The sequence below is a fragment of the Aquimonas sp. genome, assembly GCF_044377145.1.
GTDB lineage: Bacteria > Pseudomonadota > Gammaproteobacteria > Xanthomonadales > Xanthomonadaceae > Aquimonas.
The window spans coordinates 1-23,347 of sequence record NZ_JBILJQ010000063.1; the positions used below are offsets into that span (position 1 = coordinate 1).

Below are 23,347 nucleotides of genomic sequence, written 5' to 3' on the forward strand. Positions count from 1 at the left end.
GGTTCGAAAGAGCCTTGGGCGAGTCGAAGAATCAAAATAGGTGAGCGATAGCAGGCTGAAGGTCCGAAAAAATCGGCTGGGGACCGCCCAGGGCTCAGTTGGTCGCGTTGTTCAGAGCTTCCCTAGACGCTGCTTGGGCCGGTCTTTCATGCCGCGCCGCCGCGAAGGCGCTCTAATGCTTTCAATGACGTACGTTTCTGTTTCTTGAGAGCCTCTCAGCCCCGCGTGGCGGGCCAGGTGTTCTTGAAGAAACATCGGTTCGTCATCCCCGCGGAGGCGGGGATCAAGTGGTCTTGCGACAGTGGCGAGCCTTTACTGGACCCCCGCCTTCGCGGGGGCGACGGCAACAGGTGATGCGCCGATCGTTCTGTTTCTTGAGAGCCCCGAGCAGGATTCGCAGGGTCGCGACAGCGTGTTCCGGGCGCTTGCTCGAAGGGTCAGACCTTGCTTCCGCGCTGAGCCCGGGCCGCCCGCCCGGACCGCAACGCGGCCGTTGAGCGGCCACTTGCGTTGATCTTGCGTGTCGCCTTCGGAGTGCCACAGCGGCGCCCGAAGGGCACCGCTTCCGGCACGCGCCGCTCCGTCATGGCGGCTTGTTCCCGCCGCGCGTCCCGCTCGGCGGCAGGGAGACTCCCGCATGCACTGCCGTTCCGACCTGTCCACGGCGATCCGGCCGTGGACAGGTCGCGGCAGAGGCGACGTTCGCGCATGACGTCCGGGCCATAACAACGCCGAACACTTCAGTCGTGCCGCGCGCCATGGCGGACGCGCTCGCGGATCGAACGCGTCAGTGCTTGACCCGTGTCGCCTCAGGGGTACGGGTTCGTCGGTGACAGCGGCTGGCTGTTGCGTCCATCGACGCTGAGTACCAGCGTGCTGCCGTCATGCGCGCCGCTGCCGAAGTCGTAGCGCTGGCCCGCCTGCAGACGGATTCGGCGCAGGTCGCGATAGATCAGCGGTCGCCCCGCTTCCACCTGCACGCGCGCCGTGCTGGCGGTTTCTTCGATGACATAGACCGCGCCGTCGCCCTCCACCACGGCGCGGCCGTCGGCGTCGACGAACAGAGCGGTGTCCTCGTCGATGCCAAGCCCGCGGATGCTTGCCGCCACACCGTCTTGGCGCAGGCGGGCCATGAAGGCGAGAAGCCGGCCCATGCGGTCGCGCTGCGCAAAGTGGCTGTCGGTGATGACGCCCGCCAACACCGGCAGCCCGAGGAAGTCGCGGGCGAAACGCAGGCTGCTGCGGTAAGGGTCGGCGATGGCCTCGCTGCTGGTGACGCCGCTGACGCCATTGGGGTCGTAGATGTGCTCGCCCTGGATGGCGAGCCCAGCCGAGATGCCGCCGATGACCGCGCCGCGCGCCCAGGCCTCACGCACGCCCGCTTCGAGTGCGGTGCCCTGCCACTGGTTGAGGTAATCGCTCTGGTCGCCGCCGGCGAAGTAGACCAGCTCGGCATTGCGCACCGCCCAGGCGACATAGGCGGAGTCCGCCTTGCTGCGGGTGTCGACCAGCAGGGTTTCCACCGAATCGGGCTGCAGCGGTCCAGTGGCCAGGGCGTAGAGGTAGTTGTTGTAGCCGTCGCTGCCGGCGGTGCGCAGCACCACGATGTCGCCACCGTTGATGATCGGATACGCGTGCTGCACGAACGCCTCATCGATGTCGAAGTTGCCGCCCATCAGCAGCAGGGCAGGTCCACCCTGTGCGCTGCGATCGGCATTCTCGGGGTTGCCGGTCAGCCAGCGCTGCAGCGTCGCAGGCGGCGTGGGCCGTGGATCGCCAGCACCGCCCGTCGGGCTGAAGCTGAAATCCAGCCACCAGCGCCCGCTGCCGCTGTAGGAGGTGATCTTCAGCCAGTAGCGCGCCGCGGCGCTGGCGGCATGGCTGCCGGCTTCTGGAATCTCGCTGCTTGAACCGCTTGCCACCGCCGGGCCGCTGTCGGCGAACAGCTGCCAGTCGAAGTCACGCCCGCTGTCATAGTCAAGGCGCAGGTCGATGCGGCCGGCGGTGGGCACATCGAACCACAGCCAATCGACGTCGCGGCGGGTCGACAGGCTGCCGCTCACGGTAATGCCCGCGGCAACCGGCCCATCGGCGCGGCTTTCGCGGTCGTTGTCTTCGGTCTCGCGGGTGATGCTGGCAAACGCAGGCGCGACGAACGCGCACAGCAGCAAGGCGTGCAGGCGTGGCATGGGGTGACTCCTGGCGATGTGGCCCGCGTCGGCAGTCAGCGCGCGCGGGCGGGGCGGGTGTGTGCTAACCGCTTAGCGGTCGGCGCTATTCGTCCCACCATTCGCTCAGGTAGAAGGTGCGGCAGCAGTGGCGGATGTGGCGGTGCTTGGGCAACACGGCATCGCTCCACAACGGTCCTGTGCGCGCTTGTTATCCGGCGTACGCGCCACGGTCAAGCTGCACTGCGGGATGTGCGATGGAGTCCAGCGCCGTGTCCACGCAGCGCGCGACGCCGGCGCAGCGTCACTTACGCACTATGCTTTGCAGTCCGACGCACGAGACCGCACGCAGGCTCTGATGAACTTCTGGATCTTCATCTACAGCATCGGTGCCGCGCAGGGCCTGCTGCTGGGCCTCGCGCTGTGGAGACAGGGGCCGCGCGAGCGTCTGCTGGCCGGCTGGATGCTGCTGATCGCGCTCGACCTCGGCGTGCGCGCGTGGGCGATGCTGGATCCCGGTGCTCATGGCTTTCGAGCGCTGCGGGTGGTGGCGCTGTTCCCTTTCCTGCACGCCAGCCTGTTCTACCTGTATGTGCGCAGCCGGGTGCAGGCGCGTTCGCTGCGCTGGGAGGATCTGCGCCATGGTCTGGGCTTTGTGCTGGGTCTGCTGCTGACCGTCGATCTGCTGATCATGCCGACCGACACCTTCCTGCAGACCTTGCAGGCTATGCGGCTCGGTGCCCATGGCGGGCGCGAGCTGCTCATCAGCCTTGCCCTGTTCGGCTTCAGCCTCAGCTACGTCGCCGCGGCCGTCGCGATGGTGCTGCGCTACCGTCGTCAACTGCGCGCGACCCGCTCGGACGGCGATCCCGAAGCCCTGCGCTGGCTGCTCTGGGTGGCGGCCTGGCAGTGTCTGATCTGGGCCACGGCGCTGGCGCAGTGGCTGCTGCCAGTGCCGTGGCTGCCCTATCAGCTGATCTACGTGGCGGTCGCGGGTTTCGTGCTGGCGGTGGGCTACCGCAGCCTGCTGGTGCCGGCCGAGATCGCGGCGCTGGCCGCTCCGGAGGCCGCTGTGGGGCCCGACGGCGCTGCGGCGCAGGACGCGGCGCCCGCGCCTGAAGCCAGCGCTGATCTTGAGACTGACGCTGCGGCGGAAGATCCGCGCTTCGACGAGGTCGCCCGGCGCCTGCTGCAGTTGTTCGAGCACGAGCATCTCTACCGCCAGCCGGCGCTGTCGATCGCCCAGGCGGCCAAGCGCAGCGGCTATCCGGAGTACCTGGTGTCGGCGGTGATCAACCGTCGCTTCGGTCAGCCGTTCTGGGACTGGGTCAATGCCTACCGCGTGCGCGAGGCCCAGGCCCGCCTGCTCGATCCCGGCGAACAGCGCACCGCGCTCGACATCGCCTTCGAAGTGGGCTTCACCTCGAAGTCGACCTTCAACGCGGCCTTCAAGCGCCTGCTGGGCGAGACCCCAAGCCAGTGTCGAGCGCGCGCGCCGACGGTCTCGAGCGCCGCCGCAGGTACGCCTCGACCACCAGCAGATTGAGCGTCCAGCACAACCACGCCGCCAGCAGATAGGCGGGCGGAAACTCCAACCCGAACACGGCCAGCCCCAGCACCAGATGCAGGCGCAGCGTTGGCGCGGCAAAGGTCAATGCCGCGCTGCGCAGCATCCAGCGTCGATGCGCATCGAAGCGTCGGCGCAGCGCGTAGTACAGCGCCATTCCCGTGCTGCCCAGCCACAGCAGGGCCAGCAGCATGAATGCAGTGCCGGTAGCCCAGCCGCCCAGCGCACGCGGCGCCAGAATCAGCCCGGACACGCCGCCCACCAGCACCGCCAGCACATACAGCCAGCCGCTGACACGGTGCAGCCCCGGCCAGCGCGCGCGCAGGCGCTGGGCGAACTGCAGCGGCAACAGCAGCAGGGCCAAGCCCGCCGCAAAGAAATGCCCCGGCACCGCCCAACCCGCTTCGGCAAAGCTGGCATGGAAGGGATTGCCCGGATTGAACGCGCGGAACAGGTAGGTGAAGGCATGCACGGCGATCGCCACGCAGGCCAGCACAAACAGCAGAAACAGCAGGCGACGCAGGACGAGGGGAAAGGACATAGGGCCACGATGACGAGCGCCGGAACGGCCCGGCGTGCGCAGGCTCGCCCTCGCAGCCGGCGTCACGCGACCGGATCGGCGGGATCGGACGGCTCAGCGGCTGAGGAGGTCGATCGCCGTCACGGTCGTTCGGCGGCGGCCGCTGCGGGCGGGCGGTTTGCTCTCAGCCTCTCAGCCTGGCCCGGGCGGTGGATCGCGCTGCATCCGATGGGAAGCGCTCGTCAGCGCGCGAGGGTAGGCACGCGCCCGGCGTTGGCCGGTGCGTGGGCCCGGCGCATGGGCCCGGACACGCAGGTCAGCGTCGTGTCGCGGCCCCGCAGCGCGGCGCTTGCTCAGTTCTCGAACCCATCGCTGAACACCGGCGCTGCATCGGGTGTGGTGAAGGCGGCGACCGCGAAATCGTCGTCGTTCGGTCCCGCGAAACGCATCGCGCCCGCGACCAGGATGCGGGTACCCACCACGCGCAGATCGGCGGCGCGGGCCAGCGCGGAGTCGAGCCCGTTGGCGGTCGCGAAGCTGGTGGTGATCTCGGGGCTGCCCGCATTGAAGCTGGTGTCATTGCCGAGGTTGTTGAGATAGCGGCGCAGCGAGAAGCGCTGCGTCGAGGCGGCGCTGTTGTAAGCGGTGCCGGCGGTGAGGATGCGGCCACGCGTGTCGATCGCCACCGCGCTGATCCGCAGCTCATCCGCTGGCGGCAGCGGTGGGATCGTGCCGAAGTTGCTGTTGTCGTTGTTCACCCAGCGAAGCATCAGCCCATGCTGTCGCCCGCTGCCGGGGCTCGCGGGATCCTCGCGGTGGCCGGCTACCAGCGCGCCTTCATTGCCCGGAATGGCCGCCACCGAGGTGACGCGTGCGCCTGCGCAGCTGCCGTTCAAGCCATTCAAAGACGTCGCCGACAGACTTGTGGCGGTCAGCGTGAGTGCGCCGTTGACCAGGCGCGGGCGCACCTGGGCGAGGACCAGCCCGCAGGAGCTTCCCAAGTCGCTTGTATAGCCGACCAACAGGGCGCTGCGTCCCTGCGACCACGCAATTGCGCCGCTGCCCTGCTCGGGCATGATGTCGATCAGCACGGACTTCAGGTTGAGTCCATTGGCGTCCAGCGCGACCACGCGGGTCGCCCACACGCCGCCGTTGCTGGGACGCGAGCGCAGCAGCGCGTACACCTCGTCGTTCGGCCCGACGGCGAGGCTCAGCAGCTCGTCGACGGCGTCCAGGCCGAAGCTGGCGATGCCCTTGTCGGCGCCGAAGCTGATGTCCCGCGAGCCGTCGGCGTTCAGACGCACGACGAAGACGTCGATGTCGTTGGTGCCATTGGCCGCATGCCAGGCGACCAGCGGCCTGCCTTGATGATCCTGGGCCACGTCTGCCACCTGGCTCAGCCCCAGCCCGTAGGTGCGCCGGCCCTCGTTGCCGAAGCTGGGGTCCAGACCGACGGGGAAAACCCGCGTCAGCGCGAGTGAGTACAGACCGCTGCCGTTGCTGGCCTGACCGACCAGCAGAAAACCCCCGTTCACCGTCGGGAATACCCGCATCGCGCGATCGGTGGCGGCGGTATCGAGATCGAAGGACACCGTCTCACGACCGTCATTGACGAAGCTCGGGTCGAGGCTGACCTGGGCCTGGGCAGCGGGCGGGCTGCCGAGAATCAGCAGGGCGGTGGCATACAGGGCGGCGAGTATCGGGCGCATGAGGGGTCTCCCAGGGTCTTGGCGGGGGATACGGAAAACCTGCAGTGAATCCGGCGCGCCTTGGCCGTCGGGCGCTGCGTATCGCCCTCCCGGCGTCTGATCGAGCGCCGCCGACGCTGCGTCTTACCGCGGCCCTGATCGGACTCCGCTAGCACACGTGCCTGATGGTTCGCGCGATGGCGTAGCCCACGAAGGCCGCCGCGCAGGAAACCGGGCGAAACGCTTGGGTCGCGCTACGGCAGCCACCTGGCCGCGCACCGATGGCGCACGACGGCAGACTCGGGCGCGCAGGCGAGGTTGCCAGGCAGGGCCACATCGGCCGAGAGTTTGAAGCGCTTCGAACCCGACCCTGCCCGATTCGCCGAACAGGCAAGCGAGCCTTCGCCTGTCCGCGCCTCGACGCGTTTGTCGGCGTGCGCGCGAGTCGATTCTTGTGCGGCCTGCGGGTCGCGCTTCAAGTTGCACCACGCAGCAGCTTCGCCGCAGCCACAATGCCCGCCAGCACCCGCTCCGCCAAATCCGCCGGAAATCCCTTCGGGAGTTCTTGGGTGACCTGCTCGACGGCAGCCGGTGCTTGCGCTGCCAATGCCTCGCGCAGCGCGGGTGCGCGTTCTGGCGGGAAGCCGCAGCGATGCGCGGTGGCGTCCCAGTGGCGCGGCAGGATGCGTTTCCACAGGTAGTGGCGATTGGTCGAATGCGCGGCCATCGCCATGCGCGCGCGTTCCGGCGCCAACTGATTGCGGCCCTTGCCCAGCACCGCGTGTGCTGAGAGCACGTCGTACAGCGGCGCCAGCCGATAGCGGCCGCCGGCTTCGATGTGCAGGCTGAAGTTCTTGGCGTGGCCATCGGTGGCGCACAGCAACCAGAACAGCAGCTGCGCCTTGAAGAAGGTCTCGCGGTCGACATCGGCCTGGGCCGAGCCCAGCAGCAGCTGCATGCCCTGCACGATGGCGGGGCCGCCGTCGGCCTCGTACTTGAAGGCAGGCGGTGTGCCGGTGGCCTGGCAGAAATCCTCCTGAGGCAGGCGCAGCCAGTGCGTGCCGGCCCGGGCCAGGCGCCGATCGAAGCGCTGCACGACCAGCGCTTTCTGCTCCTCGAACTGAGCGATGCGGCACTCGGCCACCGGCAGCCCGAAGGCGCGCAGCAGCTGCGCGCACAGCCACTCGTTTTCGACCGAGCTGGCGAAGTCGGCCTGCATATTGCCGACCCGTCCCAGCGGGAGCTTGAAGATGTGCGTGCTCGGCGTGGTGCCCAGCGGGCGCTGCCAGCCGCCGTCGTGCCAGAGCAGGGCGGTCTTCTCCTGCGCGCCGGCCAACGAGATGCGCAGATCGTCTTGATCTTCTCGGCCCAGCCCCGCCAGCGCGGGTGTGCGGCGCAGCAGCGCGGCGACATCGGCTTCGCGCATCGGCTCGCCCTCGATGCGATCGATAGGCGCGGGCGCTACATCGTCAGGCAGCAGCTGCACCGCGCCGACGCAGTCGCGGCCCACTTCCGCCAGCAGATCAAACGCGCGCTGGCTCGCTGCGCCAAATCGCGACTGCAGGCGCTGGCGGATGGCCGGGCTGTCCGGCAGCAGGTTGTCGAAAAAGGCCTCCACCAGGGCACCGGAGTAAGGCGCCGAACGCAAGGGCAGGGACAGCGACAGCGGCCGTGCGGCGGCGGCATACAGCCAGCTCGCCGCGTATGCGAACGCATGCACGCCACCCGCCCCGATGCGCCAGCTGCCGACGCGCTCGCCATTCATCCACACCGCCAGCTGCCGCAGGTCGCGCGCGCGCTTCACCTCACCACTCCGGCGACTGCGAATCGCTCGGCGGCGCTTCGTTCGGCTCCAGCACCAGGCGCAGCTGCAGGGCCGACAGCAGCTTGTACAGGCTGGCGATGCTGCTGCCGCTGGGGTCGGTTTCGAGGCTGGAGACGGTCTTCTGCAGCAGCCCGACCGTGCTGCCTGCCTCGCGCTGGGTCAGTTCAGCGCTCAGGCGCTGCCCGCGCAGCACGGCGGCGAGCTGTTGGGGTGTGTCGGCATGGAGACGCATGATGCATACCCTGCGGGGGATCTCCACGATTTATACCCTTGAGGGGTTAGGGATTCAATACACCTTTTGGGGTATCGCGCGCCGAACGCCGCCGAGTCGCTTGCGCCAGGGCGCATAGGGTGGGCCTGGCCCACCACCACAAGCTCGACGCTCGCCCCAGCCTTCCCCGCAGCCACGCGCCTCGCGCAAGGACGCCCATAGGGTGGGTCTCGACCCACCATGAGCCCAACACATGACCGGCCTTCCTCGTCGAGCCGCAGCCCTCGCGCGGCGCGCCTGCACGGTTCTCGATTCGGTACAGCGGGTATCTACACCAGCTCGCCATCCAGCCAGTAAGGCTGCGGCAGCTCCCAGACTCTTGCCGCGCTCTGTGCGCTCCATGCGCAGTCGTCCACGTCTGCCCCTTTCCCACGCAGCCAACACATGGCGGTATCGAACTCGCTCTCGTTTCGCGCCAGCGCGAGCGGATTGGCTGCAAACGCCCGACCCGCGCCTTCGACATCACCCAGCAGCAGGCGCGCGGCGATCGGCCAGCAGGCGGCGTGATACAGATCGCCGTAGCCGGGATGTTCGGCGACCTGAGCGACGCGCTCAAGGGTGAGCCGCTGCTCGAACGCAGGCAGTGCGCAGGCAGCGGTCAGCTGCTGAAGGACTGTGGTGATCACTTCGGCAGCCGAAGTGCGCTGCCGCTGCAGTCGGCCGTCGTGGCGCTGACGCACCCCTGGGGCCAGCGCTTCGTCCGAAAGACGGGGAAAGTGCCGCAGCTGAAGCTGGCAGGCGAGATCGCTGAGATAGCCGGGCACACTCCGCGCATGCGCCCTCTGAAAAGTGAAAGGCCGCACCTCACTCAGCAGCTCGATCGCGGCCGGAAACTTGGTGGAGACATGCAGCCAAACCGTGCGGCAGCTGTTGCCCAGGCACACCGCGACGGCCTCGATCCGCTCGTGAGTCGTGCCGCTGTCCCTGCAGCGATGAAACAGATGCCCGCTGCGATCGAAGCCGGCCGCGGCCAGCCATGGCTCAAGCGCGTCGAGCACTACGTCTTCGTTTCGAAAGGCACCGCGCTTGCGCATTCGCATCGTGCGTCGTCTCAGGCATGCCGTTCATAGGGTGGGTCTTCACCCACCACAAGCGTCACACGTGCCCCGGTCTTCGCTGCTGAGCCGCTCAGGCATCACAGGTCCAGCGCTTGCACTCCCACAGCGGCGCCTATTCTTCTGAATACGCAGCGGAACTACTGCGCCCGGCCAGCGCTAGCCGGGGATGAAGCATTCGGGGAAGCAGAGGATCGGCGCGCTCTGGCGGCCGGCTTCGGCGATGGCGGCAACGGCCGCATCGACCGCGGCCTCGCGGGTGGCGGGGATGGGGAGGTTGGCTAGGGCGATGCGGGTGATGGTCATGCGCGGGCTCGGTAGAGGAACGAATGAGTTTGTCTTCGGCTTGGTTGAGCGCAATGACACGGCATCTTGCAGCGCTGCCAGGGCAGGCCGCTAGCCCGTCGCCTCGCTGGCCCAATCCTCCACCTGCAGCCCGCTGACGCGCATGAACTCCCGCGTGTTGTGCGTCACCAGGGTTGCCGCATCGGCGAGGGCGTGGCAGGCGATCCAAAGATCGTTCGCGCCGATCGGCGTGCCCTGATCCTTCAGTTGAGTCGCCTGCTCGGCGTAGTGCCGGCAGATGGCCGGGCCGCTCGGATACCGCACAGGCACCTGGCGGCTGAGCTGGTCGAGCCGACGCAACACCTCGGACTTGCGCGTGCTGCGCTCCGCGCCCTTCAGCAATTCCGCCCAGGTGATGAAGGACATGCAGATCTGATCGGCTTCCGGCAGCGCGTCGATCCGCTGCGCCACGCTGGCGGGCCGATTCTTGATCAGGTAGATCAGGATGTTGGTATCGAGCAGGTAGATCACAGCGGCTCGCGCTCCTGCATGGGCTGCGCCGAGGCCTGCTCGGTTTCCAGTGCCGCAAGGAAGTCGGCGTCAGCCTCGCCGAGGGCCTGCAGTACCTCCATCAATGCGGCGCCGCGCGGGCCGCGCAGCGGATGGAGGATCAGATCACCGGCCTCGTTGCGGGTGATGCTGACGCGGTCGGTGTCCAGCTTGAACTCCGCGGGAATCCGCACCGCCTGGCTGTTGCCGTTGTTGAACACTCGCGTAGTCAGGGTCGCCATGGCTGGACTCTGTGTTTACTTCGATGTGTGTACGGTAGGGTGACGGTGAGCAGGTTGCAAGCGTCATGCGGTGCGACGCGTATGGAGTCGTGCTCCGTTTCTCAGAGGTTGCTGAGGCCGCCATAGGGTGGGTCTCGACCCACCACAAGCCCAACACTTGCCCCGGCTTTCCTCGCAGCCACGCGCCTCGCGCCAGGACGCCCATAGGGTGGGTCTCGACCCACCACAAGCCCAACACTTACCCCAGCTTTGCCGGCAGCCACGCGCCTCGTGCGAGGACGCCCATAGGGTGGGTCTTGACCCACCACAAGCCCAACACTTGCCCCGGTCTTCCTCGCCGCGCCGTCGCCGCCTCCGCGAGAAACCTCACGAAACCCGCTGGACTGACACACCTACAGTCCCGATGTGCCGAAGCACCGCTGCTACTGAGTTTTGGTCATGTGGAGCTTGCGGGTGGGCTACAGGAGCTCGAACGGCGAGAGCACGCCGACAAGGTGGCCCTCCGGGTAGTCCTGCGCAGTCACCAGCCAAAGCCCAGGTGGCTCGGGGTTCTTGAGCAGGTCCGCCACAGCGTCGGTGGTCTTGACCGGATGCACGCGGGTCAGCGTTAAACCTGCCGCCCGAGCTTCCTCAATGCGGTGATTCTTGTTGGCACGGCCGGTCGAATCAGCGCGCAGATACTTCGCCAGTTCCAGATCAGACAAGAGCGCCCAGCTGCGATCACGATCGTCCCAGATCGGAAGGTAGGTGAATGAGTTCGCCAGAATCAGCTGGCGCGCATCGGCCACCGTCTGCCACAGCTGGACGGTGACGGGTGTGGACACCATGAAGTCGCCAACGGTGAGGCGCTTGCTCATCAATGCTTCCTCCAGCATCAGGCAGAGGGCGACGCCGTCGGCAGCCACGTGGCGTGCGTAGGCGCCCGTATGTGCCATGTCGTTGCGTGCCTCCTTGAGGGCGGTGAACAGGGCGGAGAAGCTCTTGGCCGTGCCATCAACAGCGCCGCTGGCATCAAGCGCAGCGGCCTGCCTTACCAGGTGCTCCAGCGCTGGTCGGCACTTGCCCAGCCCAACGGCGCCCGGATTCAGTCGCTTGCCCAGTGCTTCAACCGCAAAGCAGATCTGCTGAAAGCCCTCCGCGTCAGCCAATGCCGTATAGCGCGCTGCGCGCAGGCGGTCACGGAAGTGGATGCGCTCCGCATCCCCAAGGTCCGATGCGTCTTGCGCGCCGATAGCCGTCGACGTCATGCGGTTGCAGCTCGCTTCGTTCGGCCACGTGTGCGGCTGCTGCCGCCCGTCTGGCTGGCCAGCCGCTGCAGCAGCTCGCTGGCCGGCTCTTCGTTCGGGTCCTGCGGCACCAGCTCGCCGCGGAAGGCCTTGGCCAGCAGGGATGGCGTCAGGCGTTCGGTGGCGGTCTGTGCTGCCTGCAGGCGCGCTTCGAGGCGATCGGCAAAGGCGAACAGGGTTTCGACGCGGCGGACGATCTCGGTGATTTCAGCAGCGGGAGGAACAGCAATCGGCAGCGAGTTCAGCGCCTGCTGTGTCAGCTTGGCGCGCCCGGTCGTTCCGCTGAGCCACGGAAGCACGTTGTAGTACATGAGTGCGTAGCACAGATAGTCGTTCGCTTCCTTGGTGGGTGCACGCAGGACATGGGCATGATTATTCACCCAGCACTTTCCGCTTGACCTGTAGGCGATAGGCTTCTCGCGGCCGTAGAAGGTCTCGTCCTCGGTCACCAAGACCAACTCGTCGTCGAAGATGTACTCGTCGATGCGCCCAACTTCGCCGTTCGCACCGTAGTACGGATAAAGCCCCAGCTCGGATTTGCGGTTGTCTCGCTTGATAGGCACCCGGAGACGATCAAGACACTCGGCAAACTGGTGGACGCTGGCTACCGTCCATGACGATGGAACCGTTGACTTCCAGTGGGTCATGTCAGGCTGCGCTGGGGGCTTCTTTTCGCTGATCGACCTCGCTTGGAGATAGAGCGCGAGTTCTTCGGATGCGCTCTTAGCGGAAGCGTTGAGTCGCCAATCTTCAGTGAGGCGTCCCGAGGTGGCGGCGGCGAGGACGGACTGGCGGAAGCGTTTGAGGAGGGGGGCGACGCGGGCCAAGCGGTCGTTCACCGCGTCCACGCGGGTGAGGACGTTGTCGAGCTTGTCGGCGATGCGCTGCTGCTCGCGCTCGGGTGCCAAGGGCAGCATCAGCTGTCGCAAGCTGTCCTGCGAGATGTTCCTCATTGAGAGCTGGTTGCCAGACGAGGCTTCGCCAATCGCCTTGCGCAGAGCTGGCGTTTTGAGGGCGTAGTTGATCCAGCGCTTTGAGGGCTCGTGCACGACCAGGCGAAGCACTTTGTCGCTCAGATAGAGGTCGCGGGTCAGCTGCTGCACGATGACCGATGCGCCGACCAGCTCCAGCGTGTTTGCGCGTGAGAGCAACAGGTCGCCCATCTGAATCTTGCGATCAGGGTCGGGGTGCTCCGATGGCGGCAGGGTCTTGCTCTGGAGTTCGTCGAACCGCCCCCAGGTCACGGCGCTGATCTTTACCAGCCCTCGCTCGCCAGGACTAGGTGGCCGTTCTTCGCACTTGACGTTCAAGCCTGCTTCGATGCGAGTCAGGAGGTTGGCGAGCGGGGTGAAAGTCCAGCTATTGGGAAGCTCACTCATTCCACCGCCTCACCCAGCTCCGCCAAGATCGCATCCAGCTCCGCCAGCGCTCCGTTCAATTCCTCCACCGCCTCGCGCGCCAGCACCGCCGGCTCTGGCAGATCCGCCGCGTCTTCCGCGCTGTCGTCCTTGAGCCAGGCGATGTCCAGACTGTCGCCCTTTTCGCGGGCGATCCACTCGCGGCTGAAGCGGCGGAAGCGGCCCTGCTCGCCCTGATCCTGACGCGCGGCCTTGCCATTGGGCTCGTCGCCGTAGGCGGCGATGAAGTCGGCGAAGTGCGCTTCGGTCAGCGGCGTGCGTTTGCCGAACTTGGGCGCGTTGGCGCGCATGTCGTAGACCCACACCTCCTGCGTGCTGGCGGTGGCGGCCTGGCTGATCTTCTCCAAGAACAGCACATTGGTCTTGACGCCCTGCGCGTAGAAGATGCCGGTGGGCAGGCGCAGGATCGTGTGCAGGCGGCACTTGTCCATCAGGTCGCGGCGGATGTCGGCGCCGACGCCGGCCTCGAACAGCACGTTGTCCGGTAGAACAACCGCCGCACGGCCGCCGTCGCGCAGGTGGCGCACGATGTGCTGCAGAAAGGCGAGCTGCTTGTTACTGGTGGCAAAGGTCAGGTCGTCGCGGGTCGGGCCACCGCCGCCCTTCGCGGTACCGAAGGGCGGGTTGCTCAGAATGATGTGGCTCTTGGGCAGGCTGCTGCCGGCGCTGCCCAAGGTGTTGCCGACGTGCACCACGCCTTCGTCGTCGCCTTCCATGCCGTGCAGAAGGCAGTTCATCAGCGCCAGCCGCCGCGTGCCGGGCACCAGCTCCATGCCGAGAAAGGCCTGGTTGCGCTGGAAGCGGATCTGCTTTTCGTTGAGGTCGTACAGGTCGTTGCTGTGGTCCTTGATGTAGCGATCGGCCGCGATCAAAAACCCGGCGGTGCCTGCCGCCGGGTCCTGCACGGTTTCGCCAGGCTGCGGCTGGATGACCTTGACGATGGTGTCGATCAGCGCGCGCGGGGTGAAGTACTGGCCCGCACCGCTCTTGGTCTCGCTGGCGTTCTTCTCCAGCAGGCCTTCGTAGAGGTCGCCCAGGCCATCCTGGCGGGCGCTGAACCAGTCGATGCCGTCCAGCGCCTTGACCAGCTGCTCCAGGTGGCGCGGCTCCTTGAGGCTGGTCTGCGCGTCGGCGTAGATCGCTGCGATCAGCCGGTCCAGGCTTGAGGACAGGTTGAGCAGGGTTTCGCGGTAGTGGCGCAGCAGGTTCAGGCCGCTCTTGTTGCGCAGCTCGGGCCAGCGCGCATAGGCCGGCAGCTTGTGCGCCTGCAGGAGGCCGCTCTCGGTGTTCTCGTGCTCCATCTTGATGAAGAGCAGCAGCACAAGTTCGGTGACGTAGTCGCTGTAGTTGATGCCGTCGTCGCGCAGGACGTCGCAAAGGTTCCAGAGTTTCTGGACGATGTCTTGGGTGGTCATGGTGCTTCTTTTGGGATGAGGCGGGGGCTCAGGCGACGTGGGGCCACAGGCCGCTGGCGAGATCGCCCATCACGTCCTGCAGCTGGCCGCCCAGCAGTTTGTCGAGCTGTTTGGCGCCGCCGTCGTTGGCGAAGGCGCTGTTGACGAAGTTGTGGTCGATCACCAGCTCGTGCGTGAGCTGCTTGGCCAGCCGATCCAGCCACTTGCGCTGCACGGGTGTCCACGTGCCCTGAGCGTAGATCCTTTGCATGGCCTGGGCGACGCGCTGCTCGAAGGGTAGCAGCGCCTCGCCCAGTGCGGCTTGTCGGATGTAGGCGATGACGCCCGCAGCGATGTCCTGGTTGCTCTGTTTTCGCCAGGCGGCCTTGAGGTTGGCTTCCGAATAGCCGGCGCCGTCGAGCAGCAGGCGCACTTCCTTGAGCTGTTCGCGGGTGAGGTCTCTGGGACGGTTGACCACGGTGGCCAAGGCCGCCGACTGGTTGATCTGCGCGCGCACGAAGAGGGTGAAGCTGTCGAGGTAGTCTTCGGGCTTGGTGTAGGGCCCCCAGCTTTGGCTGCGATCACGGATCTCGTCTGCGTGCTTGGAGAGGACCGGCATGTAGGCCGTGCCGAGCAGCTCCTGGACTTCCGCCAGCTGCAGCAGCAGCCGCGTGTTGCTGCGCAGGAAGTCCGCGGCGGCCTGCGGGCCGTGTTCGTTGCCGAGCTGGTGCAGGTGGCGATGCAGGCGGTCGGGTGGCACGCCCCACTGCTGTTCAAGCTGGTCGAGTTTCTCCCTGAGTGCGGGTTTCTTTTCAGCCGCGTGCGCGGCCTTGCGCAGCACGCGCATCAGCTTCTGGTTGAGCTGGTTGAGCACGTCATGCGCATGACTGTGGCCCGAGGCACTGCCCGCGATCTGATAGGCGGCTGGGTTGTTCAGTTCGTCAATCAGCTGCTCAATGGTGACTGCCGGGTCTTTCACCAGCGGCTGCATGGTGTTGACCGCCTGCAGCGCGGCGTACAGGTCCACGGGGTCGTAGATCTTGAACACGGTCTTGCCGATGTCGTCGCAGCGGCGGGTGGCGCGACCGATCATCTGCTCGTACAGGATGCGCGAGCGCACCCGACGCATGAACACGAGATGGCAGATGCTCGGCACGTCGATGCCGGTGGTCAGCAGGTCGACGGTGATCGCGATGGTCGGCAGGCGCTCGTTCTTGAAGCGACGGATCAGCTGGTCGACCTTGTCGGAGGCGCCGGTGATCTTCTCCACCGCCGCCTGGTTGTACTGCTCGCCATGCACGTCCTTGAAGGCATCGCCCAGCAGGCGCTTGACCATGTCGGCGTGGGCGTCGTTGGCGCAGAAAATCAGGGCCTTTTCCTCGCCGGTTGGGTCCAGCTCCTGGGCCAGTTGTTCGCAGATGACTCGGTTGAACGATTCGTTTATGACGCGCTTGTTGAAGCTCTCCAGCTCGAAGTGCAGCTCGTCTTCAAGCTCGGCGGTTTCGATTTCGCCGCTGCCAATGTTGATCGCCTCGACCGTATCGCCGCTCTCGAAGTGGATGCCGTGCTGGCTGAGCAGGGTCGTGTAGCGGATCGGCGGCTCGTGGTCGATCAGCCAGTCGTCCGCCACGGCCTCGCGGTAGGAGTAGGTGTAGACGGGCTTGCCGAAGATCTCGGTGGTGTGGCGTGCCGGGGTTGCGGTGAGCGCGACCTTCACCGCATCGAAGTAATCCAGCACGCGGCGATAGGTGGAGAGGTACTGCGCCTGGTCGCGCAGCTCCAGCTCGCCTTCGGTCATCTCCTGGTCGAGCGTGTAGCCGCGGTGGGCCTCGTCGATGATGATGCAGTCGAAGGCGTCGAGTGGCGGCGGATCGTCGCTGCCGAAGATGCGCTTGACCATAGCCTGCACGGTGGCGACTTGGACGCGCGTTTCAGCTTCCGCTGCCATGTCGCCGAGTTCGGCGATGTTGTAGATCTTCGACAGCGGCTGGCTCTGTTCCAGCGGCGCTTCGTTGAAGACATCGATGGCCTGGGTGCCCAGGGCCGTGCGATCCACCAGGAACAGGATGCGGCGAAAGCGCTCGGCCTTCAGCAATCGGTAAATCAGACCAATGATCGTGCGGGTCTTGCCGGTGCCTGTCGCCATCGCCAGCAGGCAGTGGGTTTGCCCGGCAGCGAGCGCGGATTCGACAGCGCTGATGGCTCGTTCCTGATAGTCGCGCAGCCCAAGGTAGGCGAGAGCTTCCTGCCGCAGCTGGGCTTCTGCGGCGTCCTTGTTCCGGCGCAGCTGATCGACCAAGCCTTCAGGCGAATGGAAGCCCTGCAGCGGCTTGGCCAGGTTCGCGGGGTGGCGCAGATCGCGGAACCAGGTGCCGCTGGCTTCCGGGCTCTGCTTGATCAGCGGGCGACCGTTGCAGGAGTAGGCGAAGGGCAGGTTGAATGCGGCGTCCTGACCATCAGGCCAGGGGCCTTGGCAGCCTTCTTCCAGCCATGCGGCTTCGTGGGTGGCGTCGATCTCGAAGCCGCGCGCGTAGCGTTCGGCCTGGCCGATCTTGCCGGCCACATTGATGTTGAGGCGCTTGGCCTCCACTGCCGCCAGCGGCGTCAGCCCCGCAAAGAGCACGTAGTCGGCGCTCTGCTTGCCTGGAGTGGGCCATTCGGCGATCGCGAGGTTGCGGTTGCGCTCGGGTCTGGCGCCCTTCGCGTAGGTCAGCTGCAGCGTGTCTGCGTGCCAGCCGGCGTCCCTCAACATCTGGTCGATGAGCTGGCGGGTGGACGCTTCGTCCATGGCCACCTTCTGCGCGGCCTTGGCGGCGAGCCGGGAGAAGGTCTGGATCTCCTGCGCGCGCGCTGCGACAGGCTGCGCGTTGGCTGCCTGCAGGTGCGCATCGAACTGGGCTTTGAGCGCTGCGTAGCGGGTGCTTGCCTCTTCCGCCAGGCCCTCGTAAACACCGCGTTCTTCGCAGGCGCGCTCGGCCAGCAGGCGCTCCTGCTCCGCCTGCGCTGCAAGTAGTTCGGCCAGCTCCGAGCTGGCGGCCCGTTCTGACTGCGCCTGGGTCAGATGCTGAGTAAGTTCGGCCACCTGCTGTTGCAGCGCTACCAGTCGTTGACTGGGATCGTCGGGCAGGATGAAGGGGCCCGCTTTGAAGTCTGGGTTTGTGCCAAAAGTTCGGTGAAACCACAGCGCAACTTCGCGCGCGACCTTGAGCGCTTCCAAGCCTTCGCGATAGCCGATGTTGTGGCCGAGGTGATGCGCAACTTCGTTTCCGCGCTGGCGAAGCAGGTGAAACATCTGACGCACTTGCGCGTCCAGACCCAAGCGCTGGTCTACCGCACGCAGAAGCTCGGCCTGAGTCGGCTGCTGCAGGCGCACGCCAATGCGGGACGCCACTTCCTGCGTGATTGACTCGGCCAACAGGCGCAGCTTCAGAACAGAACTCGCCGGATCAAACGGATAAACCCTTTCCGCTGTAGCCCCGAGGTCTGCCAGCAGCGGCGAGTGTTCGGCGAGGAAGCTGAAGTTACTTGTCATCCCAGAAACTGGCCTCTATTGGCATGTTCCGATGCGAACTCCGATCTGCATGCAGATGTGGCGGGTTTCGCTAAGCACATTAACCGAAGGCGCCAGTGACTGAGCCTACGGCGCATCCCTTTCCACCGGCGTCCGCTTGAAAACCGGCGACGCCACAAACGGATTGACTAGCTCGCGCTGCCACCCCGCCGCCTCCGCCCACCAATGCAACTGCTCGACACCGCGCCCGGCGTACTTCGCCCAGCGCGCGGCGTCCTGATCCGCGGCTGGCTCTCCGTCGGCCTGGAACACTTTGTCGGCGTGCGGGAAGTGCAGCATCGCAGAGACGGGCAGGCAGCCGAGTTCGGACAGGTAGCTGCGCATGTTCAGCGCGGCGCGGGTGCCGCCCCATTGGCCGCTGGAGTAGGTGGCGATCAGGCTGGGCTTGAATGCGAAGGCGGAGCTGGGGAAGTGGTTCAGCAGGTCCGACAGGGCCGGGCTCATGCTGTGGTTGTACTCCGGGCTCACCATCACGTAGGCATCGGCCTCGATGATCAGGCGTTCGAGCTTGGCCAGGTGCGCGGGCTTGTTGCTGGCGGCGTAGGCGAATGCGGGTTTGAAGACCTCGGTCGGCGGGTAGTCGAGCGGGTCGATCAGGGTGGCGTCGAAGCGGCTGCCGATGTGTGCATTGAGGAAGGCACACACGCGCTCGCCCAATCGGCTGGGCTGTGGCGGCGATGACTGGCGGCGCGAGCCGAGAAACAGGAGCGCTTTCATGGCCATTCCTCGGAAGCTGCGGCAGTGCGGGTTCGAAGGGGATGCTGGTTTCGCTCAGCTTGAAACGTTGTCTGCAGCAGGCGGCAGGCGGCAGTGCATGGCGCCAAACGCAGATGCGCTGCGTCTGTCGACGTTCGGCCGCGGGCGGGAAACCTCGGAGCCAATGCGCGCCGAGTATTGCAGGATTTCAAGCGACGAGACGATCGCCGGCCGGGCAGCCCCGCGTGTGATTCGCCGAGCGCTGCAGGCTCAGCCTGCCAGCCGGACGCGCTTGCCCTGCGCGCGCAGAATTTCGATCAGCCGCGGCAGTGAGCCCGAGGATTCCAGCGCGCGCATCGGCAGGCAGTGCGCGGAGCCGGGGCGGAAGAACAGCATGAAGAACCCGAACCCGGTTCGGGCCTCCAGAATCGCCGGCCACGTGCGGGTGAAGAACCGGGATTCGTCTTTGGCGCCGCCGCGCAATTCAGCGTTCTGAGACGCTCATCCGCCCTCAACCACCGCACGCCTGCGCCGCCGCGTAAGGAATTCGAGCAGGCGCTCCGCCGCCGGCTGCGCGATCGCGTACAGGCAGGGGATCAGCACCAGGGTCAGCAGCATCGAGGACAGCAGGCCGCCGACTACGGCGACGGCCAGCGGCTGCATCAGGCGGCCGCCCGCATCCATGCCGATCGCCAGCGGCAGCATGCCGACGACGGTGGTGAGGGTGGTCATCAGGATCGGCCGCAGGCGCACCGCGCCGGCCTCGGCCACGGCGTGTTCGAGCGTGTCGCCGGCATGGCGGCGTTGCTCGACGTACTCGACCAGCAGGATCGCATTGTTCACCACGATGCCGATCAGCAGCACGCCGCCCAGAAAGACCGGCGCGCTCAGCGGCGTCGACGACAGCCACAGCGCCAGCAGGCCGCCGACCAGGGCCAGCGGCGCGGCGGTCATGATCACCAGCGGGTTGGTCAGCTGCTCGTACTGCACCACCATCACCACCAGCACCAGGAACACCGCCAGCACGATCACGATGCGCATCTCGCGCTGGGTTTCGCCCAGGGTTTCGAACTGGCCGCCGAGCACCACGCCGTACTGCGGCGGCATCTCGATGGTGGCGATGCGGCGCTCGACCTCGGCCATGATCGTGCCGACATTGCTGCTGCCGGTATCGAAGCTGCCGATCACGCGCTGGATGCGCAGCTGGTTCTCGCGGCCGATTTCGGCCGGGCCTTCGCCGAGGCTGAAGCTCGCGACCTGACGCGCCTGGATCGGCCCATTGGCGCCGCGGGCGACGATCACGCGTGACAGGCCGTCGATATCGCTGACGTCCTCGCGCGGCAGCCGCACGCGCACGTCGTATTCGTTGAGCCCGGCGCTGTAGCGGGTCGGCACGCTGCCGGTGACGGCCTCGCGCAGCGAGCGGGCGACGCTGCGCACGTCGAGGCCCAGCGCGGCGGCGCGCTCGCGGTCGACTTCGATCTGCAGCGCCGGGGTGCGGTCTTCGTCATCCATCTCGACGCCTTCGAGCCCGGGCACATCCTCGATCGCGCGGATGATCTCGCGCGCCAGCCGCTGCAGCTCGGGCAGATCCTCGCCGATGACCTTCAGCTCCATATCGTTACCCGACAGGCCGAAGTTCAGCCCACGGATACCGCTGGTGCGCACGGCGATGTCCGCACCGGCGATGTCGAGCGCATTGACCCGCCGCTGCGCCTCGCGCGCCCAGCGGCTGATCGGCCAGTCGGGGCGTTCGCTGGCATCGTCCAGGCGCAGGCTGATCGAGCCGCGGCCGGCGCGCTCGCTGACGCTGCCGCCCCAGACATTGCCGCCGGCGACCGCGAACACATCGCGCACATGCGGCATCTCGCGCAGTGCCGCTTCGACCTGGCGAGTGGCGCGGTCGGTCTCCTCGGGTGTGGCACCGGCCGGCAGGGCGATGCGCAGATTGAGCTCGCCATCGTCGAGCTGGGGCAGGAACTCGCTGCCGAGCTTGGAGGCCAGAGGCAGCACCAGCGCCACGCTGAGTGCAGCGCCACCGACCACCGCCCAGCGCCAGGGCAGCAGCCGGCCGATCAGCACGCGGTAGCCGTTGGCGGTGGCATCGATGGCGCGGGCGAAGGCCAGATACACACGGGTTTGGCCGAAGCCGGACGAGAAGCGCAGCTTGGCCAGCTGCGCCGCCAGCATCGGCACCAGGGTCAGCGCGACTGCCAGCGAGGCGACCACGGCGAACGAGATGGTCACCAATAGCTCGCGGAACACCAGGGTCGCCAGGCCGGTGATCATCAGAAACGGCAGCACCGCAGCGAGGTTGGTCAGGGTGCCGGCGGTGATCGCCGACATCACCTCATCGGCGCCGGCGTGCGCGGCTTCCTGCGGGTTTTCGCGCAGCTGCGAGCGGTGGCGCTCGATGTTCTCCAGCATGACGATGGCGTTGTCCAGCAGCAGGCCGACGCCGAGCGCCAGCCCGCCCAGGCTCATCACGTTGAGGCTCAAGCCGGCGCCGCCCATCAGCGCGAAGGTGGCCATCACCGCCAGCGGGATCGACAGGCCGATCACGATGCTGCCGCGCACGCTGCCGAGGAAGAACAGCACCACCAGCATCGACAGCACGCCGCCGAGGATCGCCGCCGAGGCCACCGACTCCACCGAGCCGCGCACGAAGTAGGAGCCGTCGCGGGTGGTGCTGTAGCGGATGTCCTCGGGAATGAAGCCCGAGCGCTGCAGCGAATCGAGCGTGCGCTGCACCTCGCCGACCACCGCCACGGTGTTGGCATCGGGCTGCTTGAACACCGACAGCTGGGTCGCGCTTTCGCCGTTCAGGCGCACGAACACGCGCTGCTGGCGGAAGCCGTCGCGGACCTCGGCGACCTGGTCGAGCCGGATGCGGCGGTCGCTGCCGGGGATCTGCAGCAGCACCTGGGCGATGTCTTCGGGCGATTTGAAGCGGCCTTCGGTGCGCGCCAGTACATCGAGGCTGCTGGAGGTGATGCTGCCGGCGGCGACGTTCTGGTTCTCGGCGGTCAGCTGTGCGGAGACATCGGCCAGGCTCAGCCCGTAGGCGCTCAGGCGCTGCTGGTCGACCACCACCTCAAGCTCGCGCTCCTGGCCGCCGACGGTGAGCACGCCGGAGACGCCGGGAATCGACTGCAGCTGCGGCGCCAGCCGGTTGTCGAGCCAGTCGCGCACCTCGCGCGCGCTGCGCTGGGTCGACGAGAACCCGGCCTCGTACACCGCCTGCGCGCCGGGGTCGAACTTCGACAGCCGCGGTGGCTCGATATCGTCCGGCAGCTGGCCGCGTGCGCGCTCCAGCAGGCGCGCGGCGTTCTGCAGGGCGAGGTCCAGATCGGTTCCGTAGCGGAACAGCAGGCTGACGTCGGTGCTGCCTTCTTCGGCCTCGCTGGCGAGCAGCACCAGGCCTTCGGTGGACGACAGCTGGCGCTCCAGCGGGCGGGTGACCTGTTCCTCCATCACCTCGGGCGCCACGCCCGGGTAGGACACATCCACCCGGATCAGCGGGTAGACCACTTCAGGCAGCAGGTCGACCGGCAGCCGGCCGATGAAGAACAGGCCCAGCACCAGCACCACGCTGGCGATCGCGGCGGTGCCGACCGGGCGGCGGATCGCGGCGTGGGTCAGGCCGCGGTACAGGCGGGTGGCGCGCACCGGGTCATGTTTGCCGGCGCCTTCGCGCGGCGGCGTGCTCATGCTTCGTCCGCCACGGTTTCGACCACGCGCACGCGGGCGCCCTCGGCGAGGTCGAGCGGGCTGGTCGCGACCACGCGGTCGCCGGCCTGCAGGCCGCCGGTGACTTCTCGCCAGCTGCCGCGCACCACGCCGGTACTGACCTCGCGCCGCTGCAGCAGCTGGTTCTCGTCGATCACCATCACGAATGGGCTTTCGCCCAAGCCCACCGCGCCGGCCGGCACCGCCAGCACTTCGCGCTGCACATCGACACGGAAACGGGCGCGGGCCAGAAAGCCGGGCCGCACGCCGAGCGCGTAGGCCTCGGGCAGGGCCAGCTCGACCGTGACCAGGCGGCTGCTGGCATCGGCGGCGGGAAACACGCGCCGCACCTCGGCTGCCAGCGGCTCGGCGTCGAGCAGGGCGTCGACATTGACCGGCACCGTGCTGCCTTCGGCGATGCCGGCGGTGTCGAGTTCGGACACGCCGACCCGTAGTACCAGCTGATCGAGATCGGCAAGTGCGAACGCGGGCGCCAGACGGCCGACCGCAGCACCGGGCTCGATGAAGCGCTCGATCACCACGCCGTCGATGCTGGCCTCGATGCGGCCGAACTGCACGCGGGTGCGCCACAGCTCGACATCGCTCTGCGCGACTTCGAACGCCGAGCGCGCGCTGAGCACGCTGGCGGCATCGACAAAGCTGCGATCGCGCAGCGCGTTCAAGCGCTCGAAGTTGGCCTGCGCCTCGCGCAATGAGGCTTCGGCGCGGGCCAGTTCAGCCTGCTGCTCGCTGACGTCGATGCGCGCCAGCAGCTGGCCGGCGCGGACGCGGGCGCCGGCCTCGACCAGCACCTCGGCGACCACGCCGTCGGTGCGCGCGGCCAGCTGGATGCTGCGCAGCGGCTCCACCGTGCCGGCGACCAGCACATTGCGCTCCAGGGTGCGCCGCGACACCACGTAGGCGCGTACCGGCAGGCTGTCGTCAGAGGCTTCGCGCGCGTTCGGGCCGCGCCCGGCAGGGGCGGACTCGGGCGCATCGCCGCAGGCGGCGAGCAGCAGGGACAGGGCGAGTGCGCAGGCCACGCGCAGGCATGAGGAGGTCGTTGACATGTGTGCAGGATTG

18 protein-coding genes are annotated in these 23,347 nt (G+C 67.2%); 1 reads left to right on the plus strand and 17 read right to left on the minus strand.

Annotated features, from left to right (window positions below; all coding sequences use genetic code 11):
- Positions 1-809 precede the first annotated feature (809 nt).
- Complete coding sequence (locus tag ACIQ7H_RS16750) at positions 810-2,189, minus strand: cyanophycinase (RefSeq protein WP_395793587.1); 1,380 nt, start codon at positions 2,187-2,189, stop codon at positions 810-812.
- Between the two features lie 337 nt (positions 2,190-2,526).
- Between ACIQ7H_RS16750 and ACIQ7H_RS16755 the strand changes: the two genes are divergently transcribed.
- Positions 2,527-3,714, plus strand: coding sequence for a helix-turn-helix domain-containing protein (locus ACIQ7H_RS16755; protein ID WP_395793589.1), 1,188 nt, complete (start codon positions 2,527-2,529; stop codon positions 3,712-3,714).
- Here the strand turns inward: ACIQ7H_RS16755 and ACIQ7H_RS16760 are convergent.
- The 16 genes from ACIQ7H_RS16760 to ACIQ7H_RS16835 all read right to left on the minus strand — a co-directional run bounded on the left by ACIQ7H_RS16760 (position 3,617) and on the right by ACIQ7H_RS16835 (position 23,334).
- Positions 3,617-4,276: a DUF2306 domain-containing protein gene (locus ACIQ7H_RS16760; protein WP_395793591.1), complete on the minus strand. Its 660-nt coding sequence runs from the start codon at positions 4,274-4,276 to the stop codon at positions 3,617-3,619. The two genes, ACIQ7H_RS16755 and ACIQ7H_RS16760, sit on opposite strands and share 98 nt — an antisense overlap.
- A gap of 332 nt (positions 4,277-4,608) precedes the next feature.
- A complete protein-coding gene (locus tag ACIQ7H_RS16765) occupies positions 4,609-5,964 on the minus strand; it encodes a hypothetical protein (RefSeq protein ID WP_395793593.1) in 1,356 nt (451 codons plus the stop codon).
- Positions 5,965-6,418: 454 nt separating this feature from the next.
- The gene (locus tag ACIQ7H_RS16770; RefSeq protein ID WP_395793595.1) at positions 6,419-7,747 is read right to left on the minus strand and encodes a type II toxin-antitoxin system HipA family toxin; all 1,329 of its coding nucleotides are present in this window, start codon (positions 7,745-7,747) and stop codon (positions 6,419-6,421) included.
- A 1-nt stretch (position 7,748) separates the two neighbouring features.
- Positions 7,749-8,000, minus strand: a complete 252-nt coding sequence (locus tag ACIQ7H_RS16775; RefSeq protein WP_395793597.1) for a hypothetical protein — start codon at positions 7,998-8,000, stop codon at positions 7,749-7,751.
- A gap of 308 nt (positions 8,001-8,308) precedes the next feature.
- Positions 8,309-9,079, minus strand: coding sequence for a hypothetical protein (locus ACIQ7H_RS16780; protein WP_395793599.1), 771 nt, complete (start codon positions 9,077-9,079; stop codon positions 8,309-8,311).
- A gap of 174 nt (positions 9,080-9,253) precedes the next feature.
- Positions 9,254-9,400: a nitrilase-related carbon-nitrogen hydrolase gene (locus ACIQ7H_RS16785; RefSeq protein WP_395793601.1), complete on the minus strand. Its 147-nt coding sequence runs from the start codon at positions 9,398-9,400 to the stop codon at positions 9,254-9,256.
- Between the two features lie 90 nt (positions 9,401-9,490).
- Entirely contained in the window at positions 9,491-9,910 is a 420-nt protein-coding gene (locus ACIQ7H_RS16790; protein ID WP_395793603.1) for a type II toxin-antitoxin system VapC family toxin, read from the minus strand.
- Positions 9,907-10,170: an antitoxin gene (locus tag ACIQ7H_RS16795; RefSeq protein WP_395793605.1), complete on the minus strand. Its 264-nt coding sequence runs from the start codon at positions 10,168-10,170 to the stop codon at positions 9,907-9,909. The genes ACIQ7H_RS16790 and ACIQ7H_RS16795 overlap by 4 nt, the downstream gene beginning before the upstream one ends.
- 458 nt (positions 10,171-10,628) lie before the next feature.
- On the minus strand, positions 10,629-11,417 hold the full coding sequence (locus tag ACIQ7H_RS16800) for a hypothetical protein (RefSeq protein ID WP_395793607.1): 789 nt from the start codon (positions 11,415-11,417) through the stop codon (positions 10,629-10,631).
- On the minus strand, positions 11,414-12,835 hold the full coding sequence (locus ACIQ7H_RS16805; protein ID WP_395793609.1) for a restriction endonuclease subunit S: 1,422 nt from the start codon (positions 12,833-12,835) through the stop codon (positions 11,414-11,416). Before ACIQ7H_RS16805 ends, ACIQ7H_RS16800 begins: the two co-directional genes overlap by 4 nt.
- Positions 12,832-14,289 carry an N-6 DNA methylase gene (locus ACIQ7H_RS16810; protein WP_395793611.1) on the minus strand — a complete coding sequence of 486 codons (1,458 nt, stop codon included), beginning with the start codon at positions 14,287-14,289 and terminating at the stop codon, positions 12,832-12,834. The genes ACIQ7H_RS16805 and ACIQ7H_RS16810 overlap by 4 nt, the downstream gene beginning before the upstream one ends.
- Positions 14,290-14,317: 28 nt before the next feature.
- A complete protein-coding gene (hsdR, locus tag ACIQ7H_RS16815) occupies positions 14,318-17,800 on the minus strand; it encodes a type I restriction-modification system endonuclease (protein WP_395793613.1) in 3,483 nt (1,160 codons plus the stop codon).
- 105 nt (positions 17,801-17,905) lie between these two features.
- Positions 17,906-18,556, minus strand: a complete 651-nt coding sequence (locus ACIQ7H_RS16820) for an NADPH-dependent FMN reductase (RefSeq protein ID WP_395793615.1) — start codon at positions 18,554-18,556, stop codon at positions 17,906-17,908.
- Between the two features lie 249 nt (positions 18,557-18,805).
- Entirely contained in the window at positions 18,806-19,018 is a 213-nt protein-coding gene (locus tag ACIQ7H_RS16825; protein WP_395793617.1) for a hypothetical protein, read from the minus strand.
- Positions 19,019-19,036: 18 nt separating this feature from the next.
- On the minus strand, positions 19,037-22,246 hold the full coding sequence (locus ACIQ7H_RS16830) for an efflux RND transporter permease subunit (protein WP_395793619.1): 3,210 nt from the start codon (positions 22,244-22,246) through the stop codon (positions 19,037-19,039).
- A complete protein-coding gene (locus ACIQ7H_RS16835) occupies positions 22,243-23,334 on the minus strand; it encodes an efflux RND transporter periplasmic adaptor subunit (RefSeq protein WP_395793621.1) in 1,092 nt (363 codons plus the stop codon). The genes ACIQ7H_RS16830 and ACIQ7H_RS16835 overlap by 4 nt, the downstream gene beginning before the upstream one ends.
- Positions 23,335-23,347 lie beyond the last annotated feature (13 nt).